This window comes from Pseudomonas sp. DP-17, from assembly GCF_022380625.1.
In the GTDB taxonomy this organism is placed as follows: Bacteria; Pseudomonadota; Gammaproteobacteria; order Pseudomonadales; family Pseudomonadaceae; genus Pseudomonas; species Pseudomonas nitroreducens_A.
Genome location: NZ_JAKSXG010000018.1, coordinates 1 through 19,994, shown reverse-complemented (window position 1 = coordinate 19,994; position 19,994 = coordinate 1). Strand labels below are relative to the sequence as shown.

At 58.1% G+C, this 19,994-nt stretch carries 22 protein-coding genes and 1 pseudogene; 16 read left to right on the top strand and 7 right to left on the bottom strand.

What is annotated here, in order from left to right; genetic code table 11:
• Positions 1-99 precede the first annotated feature (99 nt).
• Positions 100-369: a helix-turn-helix transcriptional regulator gene (locus MJ122_RS27145; protein ID WP_024766020.1), complete on the top strand. Its 270-nt coding sequence runs from the start codon at positions 100-102 to the stop codon at positions 367-369.
• Positions 370-448: 79 nt separating this feature from the next.
• Here MJ122_RS27145 and MJ122_RS27140 read toward each other — a convergent pair whose 3' ends face one another.
• The 3 genes from MJ122_RS27140 to MJ122_RS27130 form a co-directional block, all read right to left on the bottom strand.
• Positions 449-994 (bottom strand): hypothetical protein, encoded by a 546-nt coding sequence (locus MJ122_RS27140; protein WP_239746832.1) that lies wholly within the window; start codon positions 992-994, stop codon positions 449-451.
• 111 nt (positions 995-1,105) lie between these two features.
• Entirely contained in the window at positions 1,106-1,366 is a 261-nt protein-coding gene (locus MJ122_RS27135) for a hypothetical protein (protein WP_239746831.1), read from the bottom strand.
• 63 nt (positions 1,367-1,429) lie between these two features.
• The gene (locus MJ122_RS27130; protein ID WP_239746830.1) at positions 1,430-2,929 is read right to left on the bottom strand and encodes a UvrD-helicase domain-containing protein; all 1,500 of its coding nucleotides are present in this window, start codon (positions 2,927-2,929) and stop codon (positions 1,430-1,432) included.
• Positions 2,930-3,419: 490 nt separating this feature from the next.
• Between MJ122_RS27130 and MJ122_RS27125 the strand changes: the two genes are divergently transcribed.
• The 3 genes from MJ122_RS27125 (at position 3,420) to MJ122_RS27115 (ending at position 5,380) form a co-directional block, all read left to right on the top strand.
• Positions 3,420-4,010, top strand: a complete 591-nt coding sequence (locus tag MJ122_RS27125) for a DUF6088 family protein (RefSeq protein ID WP_192225832.1) — start codon at positions 3,420-3,422, stop codon at positions 4,008-4,010.
• A complete protein-coding gene (locus MJ122_RS27120) occupies positions 4,003-5,010 on the top strand; it encodes a nucleotidyl transferase AbiEii/AbiGii toxin family protein (protein WP_239746829.1) in 1,008 nt (335 codons plus the stop codon). Before MJ122_RS27125 ends, MJ122_RS27120 begins: the two co-directional genes overlap by 8 nt.
• 109 nt (positions 5,011-5,119) lie before the next feature.
• Positions 5,120-5,380: a hypothetical protein gene (locus MJ122_RS27115; protein WP_239746828.1), complete on the top strand. Its 261-nt coding sequence runs from the start codon at positions 5,120-5,122 to the stop codon at positions 5,378-5,380.
• 31 nt (positions 5,381-5,411) lie between these two features.
• Here the strand turns inward: MJ122_RS27115 and MJ122_RS27110 are convergent, their stop codons facing one another.
• On the bottom strand, positions 5,412-6,569 hold the full coding sequence (locus MJ122_RS27110) for an IS30 family transposase (RefSeq protein WP_239746961.1): 1,158 nt from the start codon (positions 6,567-6,569) through the stop codon (positions 5,412-5,414).
• Positions 6,570-7,463: 894 nt separating this feature from the next.
• Complete coding sequence (locus tag MJ122_RS27100; RefSeq protein WP_239746826.1) at positions 7,464-8,462, bottom strand: DNA-binding protein; 999 nt, start codon at positions 8,460-8,462, stop codon at positions 7,464-7,466.
• Between the two features lie 180 nt (positions 8,463-8,642).
• On the opposite strand from MJ122_RS27100, the gene MJ122_RS27095 reads away from it, so the two are divergent.
• The 10 genes and pseudogenes from MJ122_RS27095 to MJ122_RS27050 all read left to right on the top strand — a co-directional run bounded on the left by MJ122_RS27095 (position 8,643) and on the right by MJ122_RS27050 (position 15,452).
• Complete coding sequence (locus MJ122_RS27095; RefSeq protein WP_239746825.1) at positions 8,643-9,614, top strand: site-specific integrase; 972 nt, start codon at positions 8,643-8,645, stop codon at positions 9,612-9,614.
• 103 nt (positions 9,615-9,717) lie between these two features.
• Positions 9,718-10,185, top strand: coding sequence for an arsenic resistance N-acetyltransferase ArsN2 (gene arsN2 / locus MJ122_RS27090; protein ID WP_239746824.1), 468 nt, complete (start codon positions 9,718-9,720; stop codon positions 10,183-10,185).
• 19 nt (positions 10,186-10,204) lie between these two features.
• Positions 10,205-10,739 (top strand): annotated as a pseudogene (locus MJ122_RS27085) (arsinothricin resistance N-acetyltransferase ArsN1 family B).
• A gap of 21 nt (positions 10,740-10,760) precedes the next feature.
• Positions 10,761-10,949: a hypothetical protein gene (locus MJ122_RS27080; protein WP_239746823.1), complete on the top strand. Its 189-nt coding sequence runs from the start codon at positions 10,761-10,763 to the stop codon at positions 10,947-10,949.
• A gap of 32 nt (positions 10,950-10,981) precedes the next feature.
• The gene (locus tag MJ122_RS27075; protein ID WP_239746822.1) at positions 10,982-11,374 is read left to right on the top strand and encodes a hypothetical protein; all 393 of its coding nucleotides are present in this window, start codon (positions 10,982-10,984) and stop codon (positions 11,372-11,374) included.
• A gap of 105 nt (positions 11,375-11,479) precedes the next feature.
• Complete coding sequence (locus tag MJ122_RS27070; protein WP_239746821.1) at positions 11,480-11,929, top strand: hypothetical protein; 450 nt, start codon at positions 11,480-11,482, stop codon at positions 11,927-11,929.
• A 90-nt stretch (positions 11,930-12,019) separates the two neighbouring features.
• On the top strand, positions 12,020-12,271 hold the full coding sequence (locus MJ122_RS27065) for a DUF2933 domain-containing protein (RefSeq protein WP_239746820.1): 252 nt from the start codon (positions 12,020-12,022) through the stop codon (positions 12,269-12,271).
• Positions 12,272-12,274: 3 nt separating this feature from the next.
• Positions 12,275-14,614, top strand: coding sequence for a heavy metal translocating P-type ATPase (locus MJ122_RS27060; protein WP_275590851.1), 2,340 nt, complete (start codon positions 12,275-12,277; stop codon positions 14,612-14,614).
• A gap of 111 nt (positions 14,615-14,725) precedes the next feature.
• Complete coding sequence (locus tag MJ122_RS27055; RefSeq protein WP_239746819.1) at positions 14,726-14,995, top strand: heavy-metal-associated domain-containing protein; 270 nt, start codon at positions 14,726-14,728, stop codon at positions 14,993-14,995.
• Positions 14,996-15,008: 13 nt separating this feature from the next.
• Entirely contained in the window at positions 15,009-15,452 is a 444-nt protein-coding gene (locus MJ122_RS27050; protein ID WP_239746818.1) for a DUF411 domain-containing protein, read from the top strand.
• An 82-nt stretch (positions 15,453-15,534) separates the two neighbouring features.
• On the opposite strand, the gene MJ122_RS27045 is transcribed toward MJ122_RS27050, so the two are convergent.
• Together MJ122_RS27045 and MJ122_RS27040 are read right to left on the bottom strand one after the other, a co-directional pair.
• Positions 15,535-16,908: a heavy metal sensor histidine kinase gene (locus tag MJ122_RS27045; protein WP_239746817.1), complete on the bottom strand. Its 1,374-nt coding sequence runs from the start codon at positions 16,906-16,908 to the stop codon at positions 15,535-15,537.
• On the bottom strand, positions 16,905-17,588 hold the full coding sequence (locus tag MJ122_RS27040) for a heavy metal response regulator transcription factor (RefSeq protein WP_017516956.1): 684 nt from the start codon (positions 17,586-17,588) through the stop codon (positions 16,905-16,907). The genes MJ122_RS27045 and MJ122_RS27040 overlap by 4 nt, the downstream gene beginning before the upstream one ends.
• Positions 17,589-17,928: 340 nt before the next feature.
• On the opposite strand from MJ122_RS27040, the gene MJ122_RS27035 reads away from it, so the two are divergent.
• Positions 17,929-18,474 (top strand): plastocyanin/azurin family copper-binding protein, encoded by a 546-nt coding sequence (locus MJ122_RS27035; protein ID WP_239746816.1) that lies wholly within the window; start codon positions 17,929-17,931, stop codon positions 18,472-18,474.
• A gap of 300 nt (positions 18,475-18,774) precedes the next feature.
• Positions 18,775-19,994 (top strand): copper resistance system multicopper oxidase (locus MJ122_RS27030; protein ID WP_239746815.1); only part of this gene is annotated, 1,220 nt, incomplete at its 3' end.

Genomic DNA, 19,994 nt, shown 5'->3' with positions numbered 1-19,994 from the left:
CCGGTCAAGTCTCTATCCTGGGGCGAAAAATATACGCTATCAAGTATAGCTGTTTGCCATCTCAGAAGGCTTCATCGTCCCTTTTGCCAGAGACGCAAAATGGATATGAGCGAAGCGTTTGGCAAAGCCGTTCGCCAAACAAGGAAGGAGAGGGGTGTACAGCAAGAAGCGGTTGGTCCCAGCCAGAGCTACATCAGCGAGGTGGAGCGCGGCCTCAAAACGCCTTCCCTTGTGAAGGCTCAGGAGATCGCGGACGCGCTGGGCGTCGACCTGGTGACACTGATCGCGCGCGCGGTTCTTCTGCAAAACCCGGGCATGACGCCGGCGCTATTGATCGCGCAACTTCAGCGCGAACTGGGGGCGAAGTGACCTGAGGCTGGCTCACCCTGGCTCGCCGACCTTCTTGAGCCCGATAACGATAAAGGCCCGCAGATTGCGGGCCTTTTCTTTACGCGGCCTCGGCCGCGCTCAGGAAGTGCAGCTGCTGGCTGAGCCACTCCCAGTAGCCGTAGATGGTACGGTTCTGGGCAACATGGTGGCGCCACTGCAAGCTGGTGAAAAACGGATGCGTGGGGGCAGAACCGTCGCTGTACTTGTCATCGAGCTGAGCAGGGGAAAGACGAACGTCCGGGCGATAGATCTCGGGGAGCGATACCGGTACGAGCGAGAACTCCGCGGTGAGTTGCTCGATCGTCTTCAGTGTTACGGCACCGGTAGCCATGCACACCAGCTGCCGCACATTCCCTTCGGTCGCCGATACCTGCCACGGGTATCCCGCCGGCGTCACAGCAGTGCCGTCGCGCTCGTCGACCTTGCTGTAGATGGTCGAATCAATAGGGTACAGCGCGAGGTCCATCATGCTGGACACATAACCAAGCAGCGTGTCCGAGGCCTTATCGCCTCCTTGAGCCTTGGAGCGGGCGGCCTGGCGCACTTCTTCAAGCTCGCGCCAGATGTCCAACAGGCTGTTTGGCGTCCCCGATTTATTTTGCATCTTTCAGTCCTCGATACGATCTGCGGCAAAGCATCCAGTCCGCATGCAATCCGCCATTATCCACGGCTTTGGTCTTGTGGCAAAGAGCCATCATTGAGCCTTCGGTCAGGTTTACGCGTGCGCGCTGGCAGCAGCGTCGACCAGAGTATTCCCAACCAGGATGAGCAGCTGCTGGCGCAGGTACAGCGAGCCGGCATCATGCTTGCTGAGAAACTCCCTGATGCGCGCAGCGCTCGTGTTCGTGAATTGCCAGTGGCGACGCGGCTCAGCCTCTTCGGGGGCCTCGGTGTTTTGTTTCGGCAGCATGGGCGAGAGATTTAGCGTGAGCCTCTCTCCCGCACTGGTCTGGATCATGAGGAAAGGGTGGGGCATGGGCGTTCTCCATTTCTCGGGAATCACCACGCTATGCCCATCCTGAGCAATCCCAAGGCAGATTCACGCTGCAAGGCGCTCCTGTTTGAACACGAGCGGCGTGGCCGGCCTGACGCCATCTCGGCGTCCGACGAATTCCGCCATGATCGCGAGAACAGGGGCATTGACCGCGAGAACCTGCATAGCCCTGGTGCAGGCGACGTACAGGAGATTCATTTCGTCCTCCCATGCTTCGCGGACATTGTTCGGGTTGAAGGGCTCGAACGAAAAATCCTCTGCGAGCTGCACAGCATCCCATTCCAATCCCTTGGCTCTGTGGGCGGTGCTCAGCGTGACACTCGCCTCGAGCTCGTCGGCGACGGCGCTTAACCGCAGCTTGGCAAAGAGAGCAGGGAGGTCTTTTGCGTATTGCTCGACGATCTGAATGGATCGCAGCATTTCCGGATCCTGGCTGTCGCTCGCCACTTCCTTGTAGAAGGTGTACTGCGGATACTCCTGCAGCAGCTTTTTCCCTTTTACCCGGTCGTACTGACCAATCGACAGCGCATGGAGATCCTCCAAGGCCTGCAGGTTGTATCCATCAATCCCACCGACCCAGAAGATTTTTTCTCCTTGGTCCGCCAAGCGCAGCGCGCTTTCGATTACTCCGACCACGGTTCGGCAAAGGATGGCGCGGTGCTCCAGGCCCTCGGGGAGCTTTTTGGTCACTCGGGTTGCCAGACCAAGCCCTACCAGCTGGCGCTGTTCACCTTTGAACGAAAGGATCATGTTCCCGACGTGTGCAACCGCGCTGCCAAAGCGGAAGGACTGAGTGAGGTAATGCACCTCGGCGCGATTGAGCCACGAAGCGTTCAGCGCATCCACAGCTCCACGGAACCGGTAGAGCATTTGGTGGCCATCTCCGCACACCACCACCCCTAAGCCGTAGCTGGCCTGATCTGCAAGGACACCGGCAACCACTGGATTGATGTCCTGGGCCTCGTCCCCGAGGACAATATCAAACCGGCTTCGCAGGTTGGGCCTGGAGAGGGCCCATAGCTTCAAGTAGCCGTCGTGCGTCATTCCAACCGCTCCGTCTTCGACGTCCTGCATCCGGGCCCAGAGTAGACGTGCTGCGGCCACGACGCCGGCGGCGGCCCGGCGCATCCGCTCGTTCTTCATTTTCTCGGGAGGGCAGTGGTCGAGCTCAATGCCGGCATCCGCGCTGGCGAGGTAATTGTTCAGCGTTTCCAGCACCGACCTGACCAAATCCCAGTTCTGACTGTTGATGGCTTTCGCTGCGTCGATCAGTCGGAGGTTTTGCGTGAGCTTGTGCTTGTAGCGCGTGCCGACGGCACCGAAAGCGAGGCCGTGAGACGTCTTGCATACGACGTTGTTGGGGAACCGCTGCTTTGCCGCCTGCTCGACGCTCTTGTTGTAGCAGAGGTAAAGGATGCGGCTCTGCGGCCGCGCCAAGGCATAGCCGATTAGCGTGGTGGTTTTGCCTGTGCCTGCGAAGGCAACAAGCTTTACCAACCGCGCAAGCGAGTTGATGGCCGGTAGCTGCTCGTGTGTGTAGTTCATCGGGGACTACCTCAAAGCATGAGCGTTCGAGTGGAACCCGCCGGTTCGACCCACGCGCATCGGTAAACGCCCCCCAGGACCTGGCAGCTTGGCGCCAAACGCAAGACGGCTGGCGCTTTCGGCTCATCGTTGGAGAGCTGGCGCGGCTCAACGGCCTGGCAGCCTTGAAGACCGATCAGCAAAAGGGCGATGACACGGATGTTCATGGGCGGATTCCGCATTTGGATGACAAGCCCACGCTACTGGTCCCCGGCCTGATCCCAAGCGGGCTTCGAGGTGTGCTTCGAGAGCATTCAAAGTCACGCTAAAATATTGCGCACTAAGCTATTTAACATAATGCTTATTATGCGAATGAATAACCAAGGCAATTAATATTCCCTAGAGCGTGCTAGAAGCTGCTCCATGGCGGCGTATTCGGTTGAAAATTGACCAAATGTCAGAAACATTGATAGAGTTATGACATTGCATCAAATCACCGAGTGGTGGCGATATGAAGAAGCTTCCTCAACTCATCCTGGAGCGCAGCCAGACCTTGCCGGAAGGTGGCGTGCTTGCACCGAAAGAATTTCTGGGTGTGGGATCACGTGCTGCCATTGACCAAGCGTTCTCTCGTTTGGCGAAGGCCGGGAAGCTTTTGCGCATCTGCCGCGGTACGTATGTGGTGCCTGTGAAAAGTCGATTCGGTACCCGCGCGCCGGCCGCGGAGAAAATCGTCCAGGCGCTCGCCGAGAGGAACAATGAAACTGTGACCTCGACTGGCGCCCGAGCGGCGAACGCACTCGGTCTAACGCAACAGGTGCCTGTTCGCGAGATGTTTCTAACGAGTGGCCGGCCGCGAACCCTGCAGCTCGGCAAAACCGAAATTCAGGTGAGGCATGCGCCTCGTTGGATGCTGGGGGTGTCGGCCGCCGGCGAAGCAATTCGTGCTCTGGCCTGGTTGGGTGAGCATCACGCTTATTCGGCAATCAAGCAGCTGCATAGCAAGCTGCCTGCCTCCGAGTGGGCCATGCTGCTCGCGCGCCGCTCTACCCTGCCCTCATGGATGGCCACACTCCTCGGTAAGGAGGCTATGAATGCCTGATTTCTTCGAACTCAGCGCAGATGACCAATCCGAGGTTCTGGAAACAGCGGCGCAGATGCTTGGCCGGCCAGCCTATGTCCTGGAGAAGGACATCTACGTCGTGTGGACACTGGGGAGGATTTTCTCTACCCCGCTTGGTGATCATCTCACCTTCAAGGGCGGCACCTCCTTGTCGAAGGTATATCGGCTGATCGATCGCTTCTCGGAGGATATTGATCTGACATACGACGTCCGTCAGATGCTTCCTGCGGCGGAGACCGAAATTCCAAAGAGCCGCACTCAGGCCGGCCGCTGGACTGAGGAAGTACGCAAGCAGTTGCCAATTTGGATCGAGCAGGCCGTCGCTCCCCTGCTTGGGGAAGCGATCGCTAACGCCGGCATCCAACTGGATCTGCAGCAGGAAGGTGACAAGCTCTACCTCCACTATCCTCCCCGCACACCCGCGAGCTCTTACATCCAGCCACGAGTCCTGCTTGAGTTCGGGGCCAGGTCCACCGGGGAGCCACATGCGCGTCGCATCGTAACCTGCGATCTGGCCCGGGCAGAGATGGAGGGTGTCAGCTTCCCCGATGCGAACCCTGTCGTGATGGATGTTGCGCGCACCTTCTGGGAGAAGGCTACGGCTGCCCATGTTTACTGTGTGCAAGAGCGCCTGAAATCTGAGCGGTTTGCCCGCCACTGGCACGACTTGGTCTCGATTGCCAGCAACGCCGAGTTCGCCGACGTAATTTCCCAGCGGGACATTGCAAGGAAAGTCGCTGAGCACAAGTCCTGGTTTTTCAGGGAGAAAGCTTCAGATGACTCGGTGGTGGACTACCGACACGCTGTAGAGGGGAACCTGCAGCTCGTACCAACCGGCGGTGCCCTTTCAAGTCTGGAAGAGGACTATCTCAGGATGACTGATGGCGGCATGTTCGAGTCGACGCCCTCCTCCTTCGCCGAGCTGATGTCGGCATGCGCTGCCCTGGAAGCACGCCTGAACGCGGCGGCCGAGAGTTGAAGCAAGCGCTTGAATGTACCGAAGGGACGACCGGCAGCTACCGGCCAGAAGCGGACGGTCTCCAGCCATCGTAGAATTCATTTAGAGAAGGGACTCCAAGGAAGACGACATGGCACTCGCCAAGGGCGATACCGTAAGGCTGATGGAGGTTGACCAATCTTCGGCTGTTTTCTCTGACTGGTTGAACGAACGGACGCCAGCGTCTGGCGATGTTGCTATCGTCGAAGAAACTTGGGATTCCAAAGATGGCCGCACTGTCCGCTTGCTCTGCGAGCCGCGTGCAGGCTTTCTCGAGTGGCGAGCCACGTTTCGGGAAGCAGAGTTGGTCTACGAGGTTCTTTCGACCGACCTCGGTGATGCGGCGCCATGACTAATCCCTCTGTCCGCTTTGGGTTGTGGATTCAACCGATCGACGCAACAGCCTGGTTAAAACACTCGGCAGGAGTCGAGTAGCCCAGAGTTTTCCTGGGGCGCTCGTTCAACTGCCGAGCGACTTCATCCAGTTCATCCTGCGAGTAGAGCGAGAGATCCATTCCCTTCGGGAAGTACTGCCGCAGCAGGCCGTTTGTGTTTTCATTCGTCCCTCGCTGCCAGGGATTTTGAGGGTCACAAAAGTAGACCTGGATATCCGTCGCCAGGGTGAAGCGCTTGTGGGCGGCCATCTCCTTGCCTCGATCCCAGGTCAGTGATCGGTAGAGTTCCTGAGGCAATCTCTGAGCATTCTCGATGAGCGCATTCACTACTGTCTCGGTGTCTTTTCCATCCACTTTCACCAGCATCACGTAACGGCTGTGGCGTTCAACCAGCGTGGCAATCTGGCTGTTCTTGCTGCCGCACAACAGATCGCCTTCCCAGTGCCCTGGTACTGCACGATCCTCAACGATGGCCGGCCGCTCGCTGATGGAAAGCGTATCGCTGATACGGCCATGGTTATCGGTTTTCTGGGTGTGATGGCGCGAGCGGCGCATGGCACGGCTGCGACGCAGATGCTCCTGTAATTCCTTCTTCAATGCGCCACGGGCCTGGATGAAGAGGCTGCGATAAATGGTCTCGTGTGACACCTGATAGGCCGCATCCGAGTAAGTACGCTTCAACCATCCAGCGATCTGCTCAGGCGACCACTGGATCTGAAGCTTCTGCGCAACAAGCTGCGCCAACTCCGGGGACTGGGCAAGCTTGCAGCGCTTTGGGCGACGAGCCCTGTCCCATGCTGCCTGTTCCGCCTTGTTGGCACGGTAAGAGCGGTGACCACCGTTACGGCTGATCTCGCGACTGATGGTGGATGGGGCGCGCTCCAGGCGTTGCGCGATCTGCCGAATCGACTGCCCAACGGCAAGTGCTCGCGAAATCTCTTCGCGCTCAACCAGTGTCAGTGACAATCTGGAACGTCGTCGCGCCGCTGGGCGGATGCCTCCTGTCTCCGCAAGAATTCGCTGGATCGAAGAGTGGTTTCGATCGAACAGCTGCGCGATCTGTTGGAGCGAATCACCTGCCTTCCAGCGATCCCACATCAGTGCTTTCTGGCTTTCGGTGTAGTAGATCCGAGGCCTTTGCTTCATCTGCAACACTCCTCCTGATTACACAGGGTTCAGTGTGTTGCGTTCACCGGTTGAATCCACAGTCGGTAGCGGCCTCTCCCCAGGGGCAGCAACCGGCCAAAAGCGGACCTCAGAGATTCAGGCTACAGACTGATACACACCGCTTGGGTTTCTGTTGCTGCCTCAGAAAGGTCTGAATACACTGCCCACCATGATCCGTCGCCTTCGATTGCTAATCGTCTTGCTTCTTAGCCTCACGCTTCCTCTCACGGGGATGGCGGGAGTCGAGGCGCCAACTGAACCCTGCCCGATGCAAAGCATGGGCATGGGCCAGATGGCAGGTATGGATCAGGACTGCTGCCAGGATTTGGGCAAGATGACCCAGCATGGCAAGAAGGACTGCAAGAGTGGGCAGGAATGCAAGACCAGCAGCCTGTTGCAGGTCAGCGTCCTGAAAGCTGCCCATCCCGTCGCCACTCCCCCGCGGCCTTCGCCGTACACCGATGTAGTTCTCAGCCAGGCACCCGCAGACCTCTGGCGACCTCCCTGCGCCTGATTCCTCTCTCGACCTGAACCCTGCCCGCGGCCCTGAAGGCTGCCGGGTGGATTGCGCTCATGCGCTGGTTTTCTAGAGGAATCCTCATCGTGACTCACGTCCGACTCCATCCCGGCTGGCTGCTGCTCGCGCTGCTTCCGGGCTGGTCGGCACAGGCTGCGTCCCTGTCACGGGGCCATGCCGAGATAAGGGGAAAATTCACTCACTTCCCCGATAATACTATGTTTTTTCTGCATTTTTATCTTGCGCGATGATGCAGCGATTATGGGAGCTGTCCTTGTAAGCATATGCGGCCGGCGATCCCAACTTGCTGACGAATTCTGCATGTCGCCTGATGGCATTCGACCGCCTGCGTCGGATCAGGTGTGATTCGTGATGCCGGACTCGGTCGGTGGATAACCAAGAAGTTTCAACTGCGTAAGTGCCTCGACCAGACGTTCCTGGAGTTTCTGCACCTGCCGGCCTTGAGAGTCCTTGGCTTCGCTCAGGCGTATTACTTCACCCTCTAGCCTATCGCTGCGTTCCTGCAAGACACTGTTCGCCTGCTCGGTCTGAGCCCTGGTGCGCTGCTCGTCCGCCAGGGATTGCTGGTTCTGTTCCAGTCGTCGCTCCAAGGCCTGTATGCCCTTCTGTTGCTGGCGGGCTTCGGTCAGCAGGCGGGCGTTGTCACGATTTAGTTGGGTCAGTTCGTCTTGCTTGACGATCAGGGTCTGCTGCAGCTGCCGCATCTCCAATTGCAGTTGTTGTACCTGGGATTCATGCCGACGCTGATCCTGCTCGTGCTGATCCTTGCTGGCCTGACGATAGTGCTCCAGAGCATCCCGCCCATGCTGATGCTTCTCTTCCAGCGAACGGATCTGTCCCTCGCGATCCTGAAGGCGCATTTCCTGGTCGCTCTCCGCCTGCCGCAGCCGCGCCATCTCTACGTCCGCCAATTGACGTAACTGCTGCTCCTGCTGCAATCCCTGTTGCGCGACCTGTAGCTGCCCGGTGAGACCAGCGCAAGACGCTTCAAGCTGCTGGGTTTGGGCTTCCAACTGGTGTATCCGTTCGTGGTAACCGCGGCGCTCCTGGGCCAATTGCTCACGTTCCTGGGCCACGGCGACACGGGCTTCGTCCTGCAACTGCGCCGCCATCTGTGCGACCAGATTCGCCAGTTGATCAGTGAACGAAGCCGGCGCTCCTCCTTGGCCGTGGTCGGCCTCTTCCAGTTCTTTTAGATAGCGGTGGATGGTGGTTTTCGAGCCGGTATTGCCCAACTCGACCCGTACGGCATCGATGCTTGGGTGTTTCCCCCGCGCCAGAATGGCCTGCCGCGCCTTCTGAACCAATGCCTTGTTGATTCCTCCACGAGCCATGATGCGCTCCTACGATTTCGTATCGTTTTACGTACCACGTATTTACATACTGATTATGAAGTACATTTGATCAAATTATGATCACTTTTTCTGATAAAATAATGGAAGGTTATTCGATGACAGCGACCTGTTCGATCGTTGTCCGACCGTTTTTCGGTACGAAACGAGCGTGAGTCAGCGATGAAGGATGTTGAGCGTTACCTGCAGGCTGGTACGCGGGAAAACACCCGTCGGAGCTACCAGTCCGCCATCGAACACTTCGAGGTGACCTGGGGTGGCTTTCTGCCCGCCACCAGCGATGCCATCGTGCGCTACCTGGTGGACTACGCGGACACGCTGAGCCTCAACACGCTGAAGCAGCGCCTCGCCGCTCTTGCACAGTGGCATGTCAGCCAGGGTTTCCCCGACCCGACCAAGACCCCCACCGTACGCCAGGTGTTAAAAGGCATTCGCACTCTGCACCCAAACCAAGCCAAGCAGGCCACGCCGCTGCAGTTGCAGCATCTGGAGCAGGCGGTTCAATGGCTGGAGCAAGAGGCGGCACGCACGTATCAGGCCGAAGACCTGGCAGGCTATCTGCGCTGCCGACGGGATGTTGCGCTGCTGCTGATTGGCTTCTGGCGGGGCTTTCGCAGCGACGAACTGTGTCGCTTGCAGGTGGAGCACATCCAGGCTGAAGCCGGGGCCGGCATGACGCTGTTTCTGCCCTGGAGCAAGGGAGACCGGCACAACCTCGGCACCACACACTATGCGCCCGCCTTGAAGCGGCTGTGCCCGGTGCAGGCCTACCTCGATTGGATCAGCGCAGCGGGGATCGCCCGCGGGGCGGTGTTTCGCCGATTGGATCGTTGGGGCCACTTGAATGAGGAAGGTCTGAATCCCGGCAGCCTGATCACCTTGCTGCGGCAAATCCTCCAGCGCTCCGGTATTCCCGCCGCGCTGTACACCAGCCACTCGTTGCGTCGCGGCTTCGCCACCTGGGCCACAGCCAATGGCTGGGACATCAAGGCGCTGATGACTTACGTAGGCTGGAAGGACATCAAGTCGGCGATGCGCTACATCGCCCCCGCCATTTCGTTTGGCGGCCTCGCTGCCAGACCGGTCATTGAATTACATGCTGGCACTTTGGCGCGGCTTCCGACTTCTCACTAACATCGTCCATGACAGGACCGACCTCTTCTTACATTGGCCTAACTGAGCTATTTACCCCAAAGGCTTGGCAATTCTGAGGTGGTCTCCGAGGGGCGAGGAACGTATGGCCAATTCTCTTCAGTTGTCGATTGTATCGTCGGCAGACCTGCCGCTTCTCGTACAGGCGCTTCTAGAGGCGGACCTACCAGGTGATGACGTAGCTCTTCCTGGCAAAGTCTTCTATGCCTTCCAACTGGAAGGACAGCACATTGGATATGCAGGCTTGGAAGTGTATGGGCCGGATGCACTGCTGCGCTCTGTTCTGATTGATCCTCTGCACCGGAAACGCGAACTCGGAAGTCTGGTGGTTAGCGAGGTGGAAAAGCTTGCACGCGAGGCAGGGATTGAAACCCTACACCTTCTGACCACGAATCAGACAGCATTCTTCGAGCGGATCGGCTACGTGCTTACGCCGCGTCAGGTGGCACCGCCCGACATCGCTGGCACCGCGCAATTCAAAACTCTCTGTCCATCCTCGGCTAATTACCTCAGAAAAAATCTCGGGACCATGCCGCTGGATGGTCATCGCTAGTCACTACGCGGGGAAGTTCATGACCATTAAAGTTCGGGTGGCTCGCCCAACGGATGCCGAAGCAATCCAAGCCATCTATGCCCCTGTGGTGGTTGACACCGCCATCTCCTTCGAGGACGCACCACCCTCGACTGAGGAGATGCGCCAACGAATAACGGCGACGCTTGAGGCCTATCCCTATCTGGTGGCAGTTCACGATGACCAGGTTCTGGGTTATGCATACGCCAGCCAGCATCGAGCGCGGGCCGCCTATCGTTGGGCGGTGGATGTCACTGTCTACATCGCCGAGATCGCGCGTCGCTGTGGTATTGGCCAACAGCTCACTGCCGTCCCTGGCCCGGCTGGGATACAGCTCGGCCTACGCGGGTATCGCGCTACCCAATGCGGGAAGTGTGGGACTATATGAGCGAATGGGCTTCCAGCACATCGGGACATTTCCGCAGGTTGGCTACAAGCTCGGGAAGTGGCATGACGTGGGTTACTGGCGGCTCCACATGCGCGAATTGTCGACACCTCCTGAAGAACCCGTCCGTTTTGCCAATCTTGATCACTGACCGAGTCGGCAACGAGCATCCATGGCAAAAAACCAACTTCTGATCGGCCGAGCCAGCTTCATCGTCAGGGCCAGTTCGCTGCCGAACGGCTACAATCAATGCCCAAGGATGCCCCTGCTGCTCGCCGACGGAGAACCCCTTGAGTTGGAAGTCGCGAAGCCAGCCGCTTTGCTTGATCCGAATCAAGCGTCGCAAAGCTGCCAGCGCTAGTGTCTAGCTTACTTTTGCTACGGGCTGAGCAGATGACCTGGTTCCGGAACCATCAACGCACGTTGCTACGCATGGCCTTGGTGCTGTGGGTGCTGGCGTTCGGGGTTGCGGCAAGCCATGGCTGTCTGTCCTACGCAGAGCATGACCCCGCACTAGCTCATACAGACGTCTCAGTCAGTCTGGAGGGGCATGCGCACCAGTTGCATGCCAGCGGCTGCCTACAATTCTGTGACGACAGCGCATCCGCGCTCAATCTGGCGCCGGGGTACCTTCCGTTCGACCAGGCCCTCTGGGTGCTCCTGCTCACGCTTCCGGTCCTCTTCCTGCCTGCCATCATCCCTCCGCGCTTCGGCGCACTCGCCACGCACCTGCCTGCGCCGCTCCGGCCGCCGGCACGCCTGAGCTTCGTCCGCTTCAACGATTGACCCGCCTTCCGTGCACCCGGACCACCGGGCGCACAGTCTTGCCGTGCCTGCACGACCAGGCGCGGCTGCGCTTCATTTCACCCGTTGAAACACCTGGAGATCGCCATGCACATCACCCTCAAATCGCTTGTCGCCACCCTACTGATTAGCAGTCCTCTGCTTGCTGTGGCCGTCGACGAACATCACCCCGATCAGGCTCCGACGAAAGCCGAGAACACATCGGCGCCGACTCAGGGCCAGGAGAAAGCCATGGCCACACAGATGCAAAAGATGCAGGTTATTCACGACAGACTCGCTGCCGCCAAGACCCCGGAGGAGCGTCAGGCGGCGATGCATGACGGTATGCAGGCGATGAAGGAAGGCCTGGGTATGATGCAGAACGGCTGCGCCGGCAAAGGCATGGGCCAGCATATGAAGATGATGGACTCGAAGATGATGGGAATGATGATGCAAATGATGGATCAGCAGGCCGGCATGATGGACCCGCAGTCAGGCATGAAGGGCATGCCCATGCAGCACTCCATGGACCAGCCGGCCCAGAAACCAGCCCAGTAATCACATGGCGCGGCTCCAGTCTTGGTCTGTAGGGCGGAAGCATCCCTAGGCCAAGACGGAGCACCCCCACTTTCGCCCTGGAGAATACTTATGAACGCTTCGCCTTCATCCCATCAGCCTCCGCCGTCCTTTTGGCGCAGCAAGCCCGGCATTGCCCTGGGTATGTTGCTGGTCATTGCCTTGTTCTACCTGGCTCGTGAGCACTACGGTCATATCTCGCTGCTATTGCCGTACGCGATCCTGTTGCTGTGCCCCCTGATGCACCTGTTCGGCCATCACCACGGCGGCCACGGTCATCATGGCGGAACGGACAATGCCCCCAAGGACGACCAAAGAGGCTGACTCATGCACGGTCATGAACATGCACACTCATTACCCGGAAACCAAACCTCGTCCGGCGAAGTGAAGGACCCCGTCTGCGGGATGACGGTCAAAGCAGACAGCCCCCACCGACTGCAGTACGTCGGGAAGGTCTATCGGTTCTGCAGCGAAAACTGCCTGTCGAAGTTCAGGGCGGCACCGGAAGTCTATGGTGCCGCTGTGCGGGAAGAGACGACCGACCTCCCGACGGCTGCAAGTGACACCTGGTACACCTGCCCAATGCACCCCGAGATACGCCAGCTCGGTCCGGGCACCTGCCCAAAGTGCGGCATGACCCTGGAACCGGTGCTGCCGGAACTGGAGCAGGAGGAGAACCCCGAGCTCCGGGATTTCTCCCGGCGCTTCTGGTGGACCTTGCCCCTGACCGTCATCGTTACGTTGCTGGCCATGGGCGGGCATGCCTTGAACCTGTTCCATGGCGCCACGCAGAACTGGGTCGAGCTGGTGATCTCCAGCCCGGTGGTGCTCTGGGCGGGGTGGCCGTTCTATGTGCGCGGAGTGCGCTCGGTACTGCAGCGTAGCCCGAACATGTGGACGCTGATCGGCCTGGGTACTTCCGCCGCCTATCTCTATAGCCTCGTGGCCACCCTGGCGCCGGCGGTCTTCCCGGCGAACTTCATGATGGAGGGCCGCATCGGCGTCTACTTCGAGGCGGCGGCCGTCATCATCTCGCTCACCCTTCTGGGCCAGATACTCGAACTCAAGGCACGCTCGCAGACCTCGGCGGCCATCAAGTCGCTACTTGGCCTGGCACCGAAGACGGCCCGGCGGATCAATGCCGATGGCAGCGAAGAGGACATCCCGCAGAGCCATGTGCACCCAGGCGACAGGTTGCGCGTCCGCCCCGGCGAGAAGGTCCCGGTCGATGGCCTGGTCGTACAGGGCGAAAGCGCCGTTGATGAATCCATGCTGACTGGCGAACCTCTGCCGGTGCTCAAGCAAGTGGGCGACACGCTCATTGGGGCAACCTTGAACACCCATGGCAGCCTGGTGATGCAGGCGCAAAAGGTCGGGTCGGATACCATGCTTGCGCAGATCGTGCAGATGGTCGTGCAGGCGCAACGCTCGAAGGCGCCGATGCAGCGCCTGGCTGACGTCATTGCCGGCTACTTCGTGATGGTCGTCATCGCCATCGCGGCCCTGACCCTGATTGGATGGGGCGTCTGGGGGCCGCAGCCCAGTTGGGTGTTTGGTCTGATCAACGCCGTGGCGGTGCTGATCATCGCCTGCCCCTGCGCCCTCGGCCTGGCGACCCCGATGTCCGTAATGGTCGCTACGGGCAAGGCTGCTGGCAGTGGAGTGCTGTTCCGCGATGCGGCGGCCATCGAGAACCTGCGCAAGATCGATACGCTGATCGTCGACAAAACCGGCACCCTCACCGAAGGGCGCCCGGCCTTCCAGAGTGTCGAGGCAGCGTCCGGTTTCAGTGCTGAAGAGGTCCTGCGTCTGGCCGCCAGCCTTGACCAGGGCAGCGAGCATCCACTGGCCCATGCCATTGTCGACCAGGCCAGGGCCCAGGGGCTGGCGTTGAGTGAAACGGATGAGTTCGAGAGCGCCTCGGGGATTGGCGTGCGCGGCCAGGTCGATGGGCGGCGCCTGCTGCTGGGCAACACTGCCTTGCTGGCCGATGCTGGCGTGTCCTGCGAGGCCCTGCAGGTACGCGCCGAACAACTGCGTAGTGAAGGTGCAAGCATCATGTATCTCGCGGTGGACGGTACCCTGGCCGGTTTGCTGGCGGTGGCTGACCCTATCAAGCCTACCTCCAGGCAGGCCGTGCAGTACCTCCAGGACGCCGGCGTCAGGGTCATCATGGCCACTGGCGACGGTCCGACCACGGCGCGGGCAGTGGCCCGGCAATTGGGTATTGAAGAAGTACACGGTGAGGTCAAGCCACAGGATAAGGAGCGCCTGGCTGCCAGCCTCCAGGCGGCTGGGCATCGTGTGGCGATGGCCGGAGACGGCATCAACGATGCGCCCGCCCTGGCGCGTGCCGATGTTGGCATTGCCATGGGTACCGGTACGGACGTCGCGATGAACAGTGCCCAGGTCACCCTGGTCAAAGGCGACCTGCTCGGCATTCTCCGCGCCCGCAACCTCTCCATGGCGACAGTGCGCAACATGCATCAGAACCTCGCCTTCGCCTTTGCTTACAACGCTATGGGCATACCCCTTGCCGCCGGGTTGTTCTACCCCCTGACGGGGCACCTGCTGTCCCCGATTATCGCTGCGTTGGCCATGAGCGTAAGTTCGGCATCGGTCGTCTTCAATGCCGTGCGCCTGCGCAAGGCCTCGCTCGATGGCTGAGTTCGGGAAGCTTGACCTTGCCACTATGGCAAGGTCGAGGATAGCTCCACGTTCCGGACAGGTTCAGCCAGTGTTCCGGGCAATAAGGTTTCTTGTTGAGGAGTCACCACGATGAAAAGTATTGATCTGCACGTAGAAGGCATGAGCTGCGCTTCGTGCGTCCGCCACGTAAATGCTGCATTGGCGCCAGTCACTGGGGTTGCCGAGGTGTCGGTCGACCTCGCGGCGGGGCGGGTGCGCGTCAGTGGGGATGCTGATGCCCAAGCACTGATGGCCGCGCTGCAGGATGCCGGTTATCCGGCCAAGGTCGAAGCATCGACCCAGGCCCCGGAAGGTGGCAAGGTGCGCGGCTGCGGCGGCAGTTCCTGCTGCTGTCACTAAGAGGGGGAGCATCATGCACAAGGCACTTCGCTTGACCGCACTGGCCGGGCTGTTCATGGCCTCCATCGCCCAGGCAGCCACAACTATCGACGTCTACCGCGACCCCAACTGCGGTTGCTGCAAGAGCTGGATCAAGTACCTGGAGGCCAATGGCTTCAGCGTGAACGACCATCTCGAGCCGAACATGAGCGCGGTCAAGCAGCGCTTTGGTGTGGTACCGCGCCTATCGTCCTGCCACACCGCGGTGATCGGTGGAAAATTCGTCGAAGGGCATGTTCCGGTGGCGCAGATCCACGAGCTGGAGAAGCGTCCGGAACTGCTTGGGATCGCGGCTCCAGGCATGCCCATCGGCTCGCCTGGCATGGAAATGGGGCAGGCCCAGCAGGCTTACCAAATCATTGGGCTTACCCGTGACGGCGCCGACGAGGTTATCGCCGACTATCCGGCAACCCAATAACCGTGTGGACTTTCCCGCCGGGGCTTTCAAGTAGCGTGTCTTGAACTCAACAAGACGCGCCGCTAGCCCGGACATCGCACCATCAAGGGCGATGTGGAAATTCCAGGTGGAATGTTGTCACTCCGTCTGATGAGGTGCACCAGATGCGGCCATGGTGCGCCTCGACAATTGAACGTGAAATCGCGAGGCCAAGGCCTGCATTATGCGATTCCCCCTCTCGACGCGCGGGGTCGGCACGATAGAAGCGATCGAAGAGCTTCTTCAGGTGCTCGGAAGGAATTGTCTCTCCAGGATTGACGACCGAGAGAGTCACGGTATTGGCGTTACTCTCAATAAAAACTTCGATTGTTGCACCCGCTGGGGTGTAACGAACCGCATTCGATAGCAAGTTGGAAATGGCTCGATGCAGCATCAGGCTATCGCCCTGGATACAAGACGAACCAATGAGGCGAAGCTCAATACCGCGCTCCTCTGCAAGCAGGCTGTAGTACTCGAAGAGCCTCTGCACAATCTCCTCAAGATTGATCTTGGCCGAGCCAGGAGTGATAAGTCCATTGTCAGACTTTGCCAAGAAGAGCATGTCATCAATCATTCTTGACATATGATGCAAACTATCAAGATTGGAGTAGAGATTTTCCTCATAGTCATCGATGCTGCGCTTTTTTCCGAGGATCACCTCGGTGTGCGTGAGTAGTGTTGTAATGGGTGTGCGAAGCTCATGGGCAATATCCGCCGAAAAATTGGAGAGGCGCACAAACGAATCGTCTAGTCTAGCCAGCATCTCATTGAAAGAGCTTACCAACTCTTGGAGTTCAGAGGGTACGGGGTCCAGTGGGATACGCTCTTTCAAGGACTTTGCTGACATCGATGCCGCCACTGCGGTCACTTGTCGTATCGGTCGCAAGCCACTTCTGACAACCACGACGCCCAAGGCGCCGCTTGCAATGGCGCTGATCGCCAAGCCTATCCAAAACCAACGTTCTAGCGTCACGAAAAAGTGAGAGTGGCTGGTGACATCCAATATCAGAACGGCGGTTGCCGAGCCAGGCCCCGACTGTGGGCCAACCCGAGCAGTCATACCCCTATACAGCCGCCCATGATTCCCCCACTCCCACATGCCGGCACTTTCCTGCGAAAATTGAGCCGGCAAATTAGTAATGGTTGAATTCGAGAAAAGTACATTGCCATCCGTCGTGGTAATGATCGATTCGAGCTCATGGTGAGCGCCAAGTAAAGCATTAAGCTCCAAACGAATGTGACCGCTCTCTAGATTGGCATTCGCAGACATGAGGATTTGTTGAATAGAGTCGAGCTTTTCGGTGATCGTCTGCTGATCCTGCATCAAGAAGTGCCGACGACTGAACTCACTGAAGCTCACTCCAGCAACGGTCAGGACGGACACCACGGCAAGCATGAACATCAGGCTCATACGAGCAGTTAGGGATAGTCGCTTCATTTCTGCTCGGGCTCTTCGAGCATGTACCCCATTCCCCTAATCGTATGGATCAGCTTGGGCTCGAAGTCATCGTCGATCTTGGCCCTCAGCCGCCGTACTGCCACCTCGATAACGTTCGTATCGCTATCAAAGTTCATGTCCCATACCTGAGAGGCAATCAGCGATTTCGGCAGAACCTCCCCGCGTCTCCGCATCAACAGCTCAAGCAGCGAGAATTCCTTTGCCGTCAGGTCAATGCGCACCCCGCCTCGCACTGCCCGGCGCTTGAGCAGGTCCACTTCGAGATTCGCAATTTTTAGGGTCACCAAGGTTGGAGTTGTTGTCGCGCGCCGTAGCAGCGTGCGTACACGCGCCAGGAGCTCGGCAAATGCGAAAGGCTTGACCAGGTAATCATCTGCTCCTAACTCAAGTCCCTTGACGCGATCATCCACGCCGTCGCGTGCGGTCAGGAACAACACCGGAACATCCTTACCGGCGGCCCGCACCATGCGTAGTACTTCCCACCCGGTCAGGCCGGGCATCATCACGTCCAGTATGAGCAGGTCATAGGACTCGCTGAGTGCATGTTGGAGCGCTTCAGTACCCGAATTGACCAGGTCGACATTGAAGCTGGCCTCGCTCAGTCCTTGCTGCAGGTACAAGCCGATCTTGGGTTCGTCTTCCGCGACAAGAAGTCTCATTTTTCTGACCCATAGCTGAACAATGCTGTGAGTGTGCCGCTACTGGTTGCCACCAACCAGATCCTTACAAAAATGTAATCTTGGCATAAGCCGACGGTCAGGCAGGTAGCGCTATGGTGGAGACGACTTCTAGAGCGAGTACTTCGTTTGGGCGATCTGAGCACGCGAGGTGTGACGATTGGCACGATCCCCTTAAGGCCTTACCAATGCTCCTTTGGCCAATCGGCGCCGCCTTGGCGCCGATTTTTTAGCAATCAGTACGCCGCTCAAGAACTGATGCCAAGAGCATGATTCTTAACTGTGCTGGCCTGGGATTAATACTTCTATTGAGAGGTGTCCTATGAATACCAAATTTTCGAACTTCCTGGTGGCGGGGATTTTGTTTGCTCTCTCTGCAGTTTCGATGGCTAGTGAAAAGGCAGTGAATTTCGATTTTGGAAGTCGTAGCGCGCCGGAGAAAGCAGATCGGACAATTGAGATTAAGATTGGGGATCTCTACTTCGAGCCTTCTCGTATAGATGTAAAAAATGGCGAGACCATTCGATTTGTATTGAAAAACGAAGGGCTGGTTCTTCATGAGTTCAATCTGGGCAAGGCAGCGGCGCACGTGCAGCACCAGAAGGAAATGGTGGAGATGTTCAAGAGCGGCTATCTCACGGCAATGAAAGTTAACGACGCCGAGCACGATATGGCAGGTATGGAAGGTGACATGCATGGCATGAGCATGCCCAGCATGAACCACAATGACGCCAACAGTGTTTTGATTGAGCCAGGTCAAACCAAGGAACTGGTTTGGACATTTAGTAAAACAGCGGGACTGCAATTTGCGTGCAACGTTCCAGGGCATTACCAGAAAGGGATGGTAGGGCAGATTGCCATAAACTAGTTGATGGCAGTGCTTTCCGTTTTATCTGCGCTGCAGGCTTGTGGGAAGGGGGCGGCTCCCGCCGGCGGCTAACTGCGGTGATGGCAACATGCCTGCAAACTCCCCCGCAGGCCAGGCAGGTAGCGGCAAGGTCAATCCTTACAGAAATGTAATCATCGCGACTGCCTAAATATGGCAAATTTTTCAAGGACATCTGAGCCTCCGATCGTCAGGCTCGAATTGAAGTCCACTTCATAATGGCTCGAAAGTGGCCCCATAAATTGGTTCATGAGAGCTCTTTCCTAGCAGGGTCGTAGCGGAATGCAGAACAAAACGTCAAGACGGACTTTCGTTAAGGGCCTTGCCGCGACAGGCATTCTCGGCGGGCTCGGTTTGTGGCGCACCCCCGTCTGGGCCCTTGCCAGTCCGACTCAACCGACTGTCCTTGCCGGTACCGAGTTCGATCTGTTCATTGGTGAAACTTCAGTCAACCTGACCGGTGCAGTCCGTACAGCAATGACCATCAATGGATCGCTTCCTGGGCCAACTTTGCGTTGGCGCGAAGGTGACACGATTACGCTCCGCGTTCGTAATCGCCTGAAGGAAGATACCTCCATTCATTGGCATGGAATTATTCTCCCAGCCAACATGGATGGTGTGCCGGGTTTAAGTTTCCAGGGAATCGCTCCCGATGGCATGTACGAATATAAATTCAAGGTCAATCAGCACGGTACCTACTGGTACCATAGCCACTCCGGCTTCCAGGAGCAGCTTGGCGTTTTCGGGCCGTTAATTATCGACCCCAAAGAGCCAGAGAAAATTTCTTGCGACCGTGATTATGTCGTCATGCTGAGCGACTGGTCGGATGAGAATCCCAGTCGTGTCCTTGCCAAGCTGAAGAAAGACTCTGGTTATTATAACTTCCATAAACGCACGGTCGGGGATTTCATTGATGATGTAAGCGAGAATGGTTGGTCGAAAACTGTCGCCGACCGAAAAATGTGGGCTGAAATGAAGATGAGCCCAACCGATCTCGCCGACGTAAGTGGTTATACCTACACCTATCTCGTCAATGGTCACGCACCTGATACCAATTGGACTGGCATTTTCAAGCCCGGGGAAAAGGTCCGACTGCGCTTCATCAACGCCTCTGCAATGACCTACTTCGATGTTCGGATTCCCGGACTGAAGATGACAGTAGTGGCTGCAGATGGGCAGCCAGTCCAGCCGGTAAGTGTTGATGAGTTCCGCATTGCCGTTGCTGAAACCTATGACGTCATTGTCGAGCCGACAGACCAGGCCGCATACACCATCTTTGCTCAATCGATGGACCGTACCGGCTACGCCCGAGGCACGCTTGCGGTAAAGGACGGAATCAGTGCACCAGTGCCGGCGCTAGATCCCCGCCCACAAATCACCATGGACGATATGGGGATGGGAGGCATGGACCATGGGAGCATGGCGGGCATGGATATGTCCGGGATGGATCATGGCGACATGGCGGGCATGGATATGTCCGGGATGGATCATGGCGACATGGC

What these genes read in the sequence shown, in the direction of transcription:
- MJ122_RS27145 (WP_024766020.1), top strand. Translation starts at nt 100, where the DNA reads ATGGATATGAGCGAAGCGTTTGGCAAAGCCGTTCGCCAAACAAGGAAG.
- MJ122_RS27140 (WP_239746832.1), bottom strand. Translation starts at nt 994, where the DNA reads ATGCAAAATAAATCGGGGACGCCAAACAGCCTGTTGGACATCTGGCGC.
- MJ122_RS27135 (WP_239746831.1), bottom strand. Translation starts at nt 1,366, where the DNA reads ATGCCCCACCCTTTCCTCATGATCCAGACCAGTGCGGGAGAGAGGCTC.
- MJ122_RS27130 (WP_239746830.1), bottom strand. Translation starts at nt 2,929, where the DNA reads ATGAACTACACACACGAGCAGCTACCGGCCATCAACTCGCTTGCGCGG.
- MJ122_RS27125 (WP_192225832.1), top strand. Translation starts at nt 3,420, where the DNA reads ATGAAGAAGCTTCCTCAACTCATCCTGGAGCGCAGCCAGACCTTGCCG.
- MJ122_RS27120 (WP_239746829.1), top strand. Translation starts at nt 4,003, where the DNA reads ATGCCTGATTTCTTCGAACTCAGCGCAGATGACCAATCCGAGGTTCTG.
- MJ122_RS27115 (WP_239746828.1), top strand. Translation starts at nt 5,120, where the DNA reads ATGGCACTCGCCAAGGGCGATACCGTAAGGCTGATGGAGGTTGACCAA.
- MJ122_RS27110 (WP_239746961.1), bottom strand. Translation starts at nt 6,569, where the DNA reads ATGAAGCAAAGGCCTCGGATCTACTACACCGAAAGCCAGAAAGCACTG.
- MJ122_RS27100 (WP_239746826.1), bottom strand. Translation starts at nt 8,462, where the DNA reads ATGGCTCGTGGAGGAATCAACAAGGCATTGGTTCAGAAGGCGCGGCAG.
- MJ122_RS27095 (WP_239746825.1), top strand. Translation starts at nt 8,643, where the DNA reads ATGAAGGATGTTGAGCGTTACCTGCAGGCTGGTACGCGGGAAAACACC.
- arsN2 (WP_239746824.1), top strand. Translation starts at nt 9,718, where the DNA reads ATGGCCAATTCTCTTCAGTTGTCGATTGTATCGTCGGCAGACCTGCCG.
- MJ122_RS27080 (WP_239746823.1), top strand. Translation starts at nt 10,761, where the DNA reads ATGGCAAAAAACCAACTTCTGATCGGCCGAGCCAGCTTCATCGTCAGG.
- MJ122_RS27075 (WP_239746822.1), top strand. Translation starts at nt 10,982, where the DNA reads ATGACCTGGTTCCGGAACCATCAACGCACGTTGCTACGCATGGCCTTG.
- MJ122_RS27070 (WP_239746821.1), top strand. Translation starts at nt 11,480, where the DNA reads ATGCACATCACCCTCAAATCGCTTGTCGCCACCCTACTGATTAGCAGT.
- MJ122_RS27065 (WP_239746820.1), top strand. Translation starts at nt 12,020, where the DNA reads ATGAACGCTTCGCCTTCATCCCATCAGCCTCCGCCGTCCTTTTGGCGC.
- MJ122_RS27060 (WP_275590851.1), top strand. Translation starts at nt 12,275, where the DNA reads ATGCACGGTCATGAACATGCACACTCATTACCCGGAAACCAAACCTCG.
- MJ122_RS27055 (WP_239746819.1), top strand. Translation starts at nt 14,726, where the DNA reads ATGAAAAGTATTGATCTGCACGTAGAAGGCATGAGCTGCGCTTCGTGC.
- MJ122_RS27050 (WP_239746818.1), top strand. Translation starts at nt 15,009, where the DNA reads ATGCACAAGGCACTTCGCTTGACCGCACTGGCCGGGCTGTTCATGGCC.
- MJ122_RS27045 (WP_239746817.1), bottom strand. Translation starts at nt 16,908, where the DNA reads ATGAAGCGACTATCCCTAACTGCTCGTATGAGCCTGATGTTCATGCTT.
- MJ122_RS27040 (WP_017516956.1), bottom strand. Translation starts at nt 17,588, where the DNA reads ATGAGACTTCTTGTCGCGGAAGACGAACCCAAGATCGGCTTGTACCTG.
- MJ122_RS27035 (WP_239746816.1), top strand. Translation starts at nt 17,929, where the DNA reads ATGAATACCAAATTTTCGAACTTCCTGGTGGCGGGGATTTTGTTTGCT.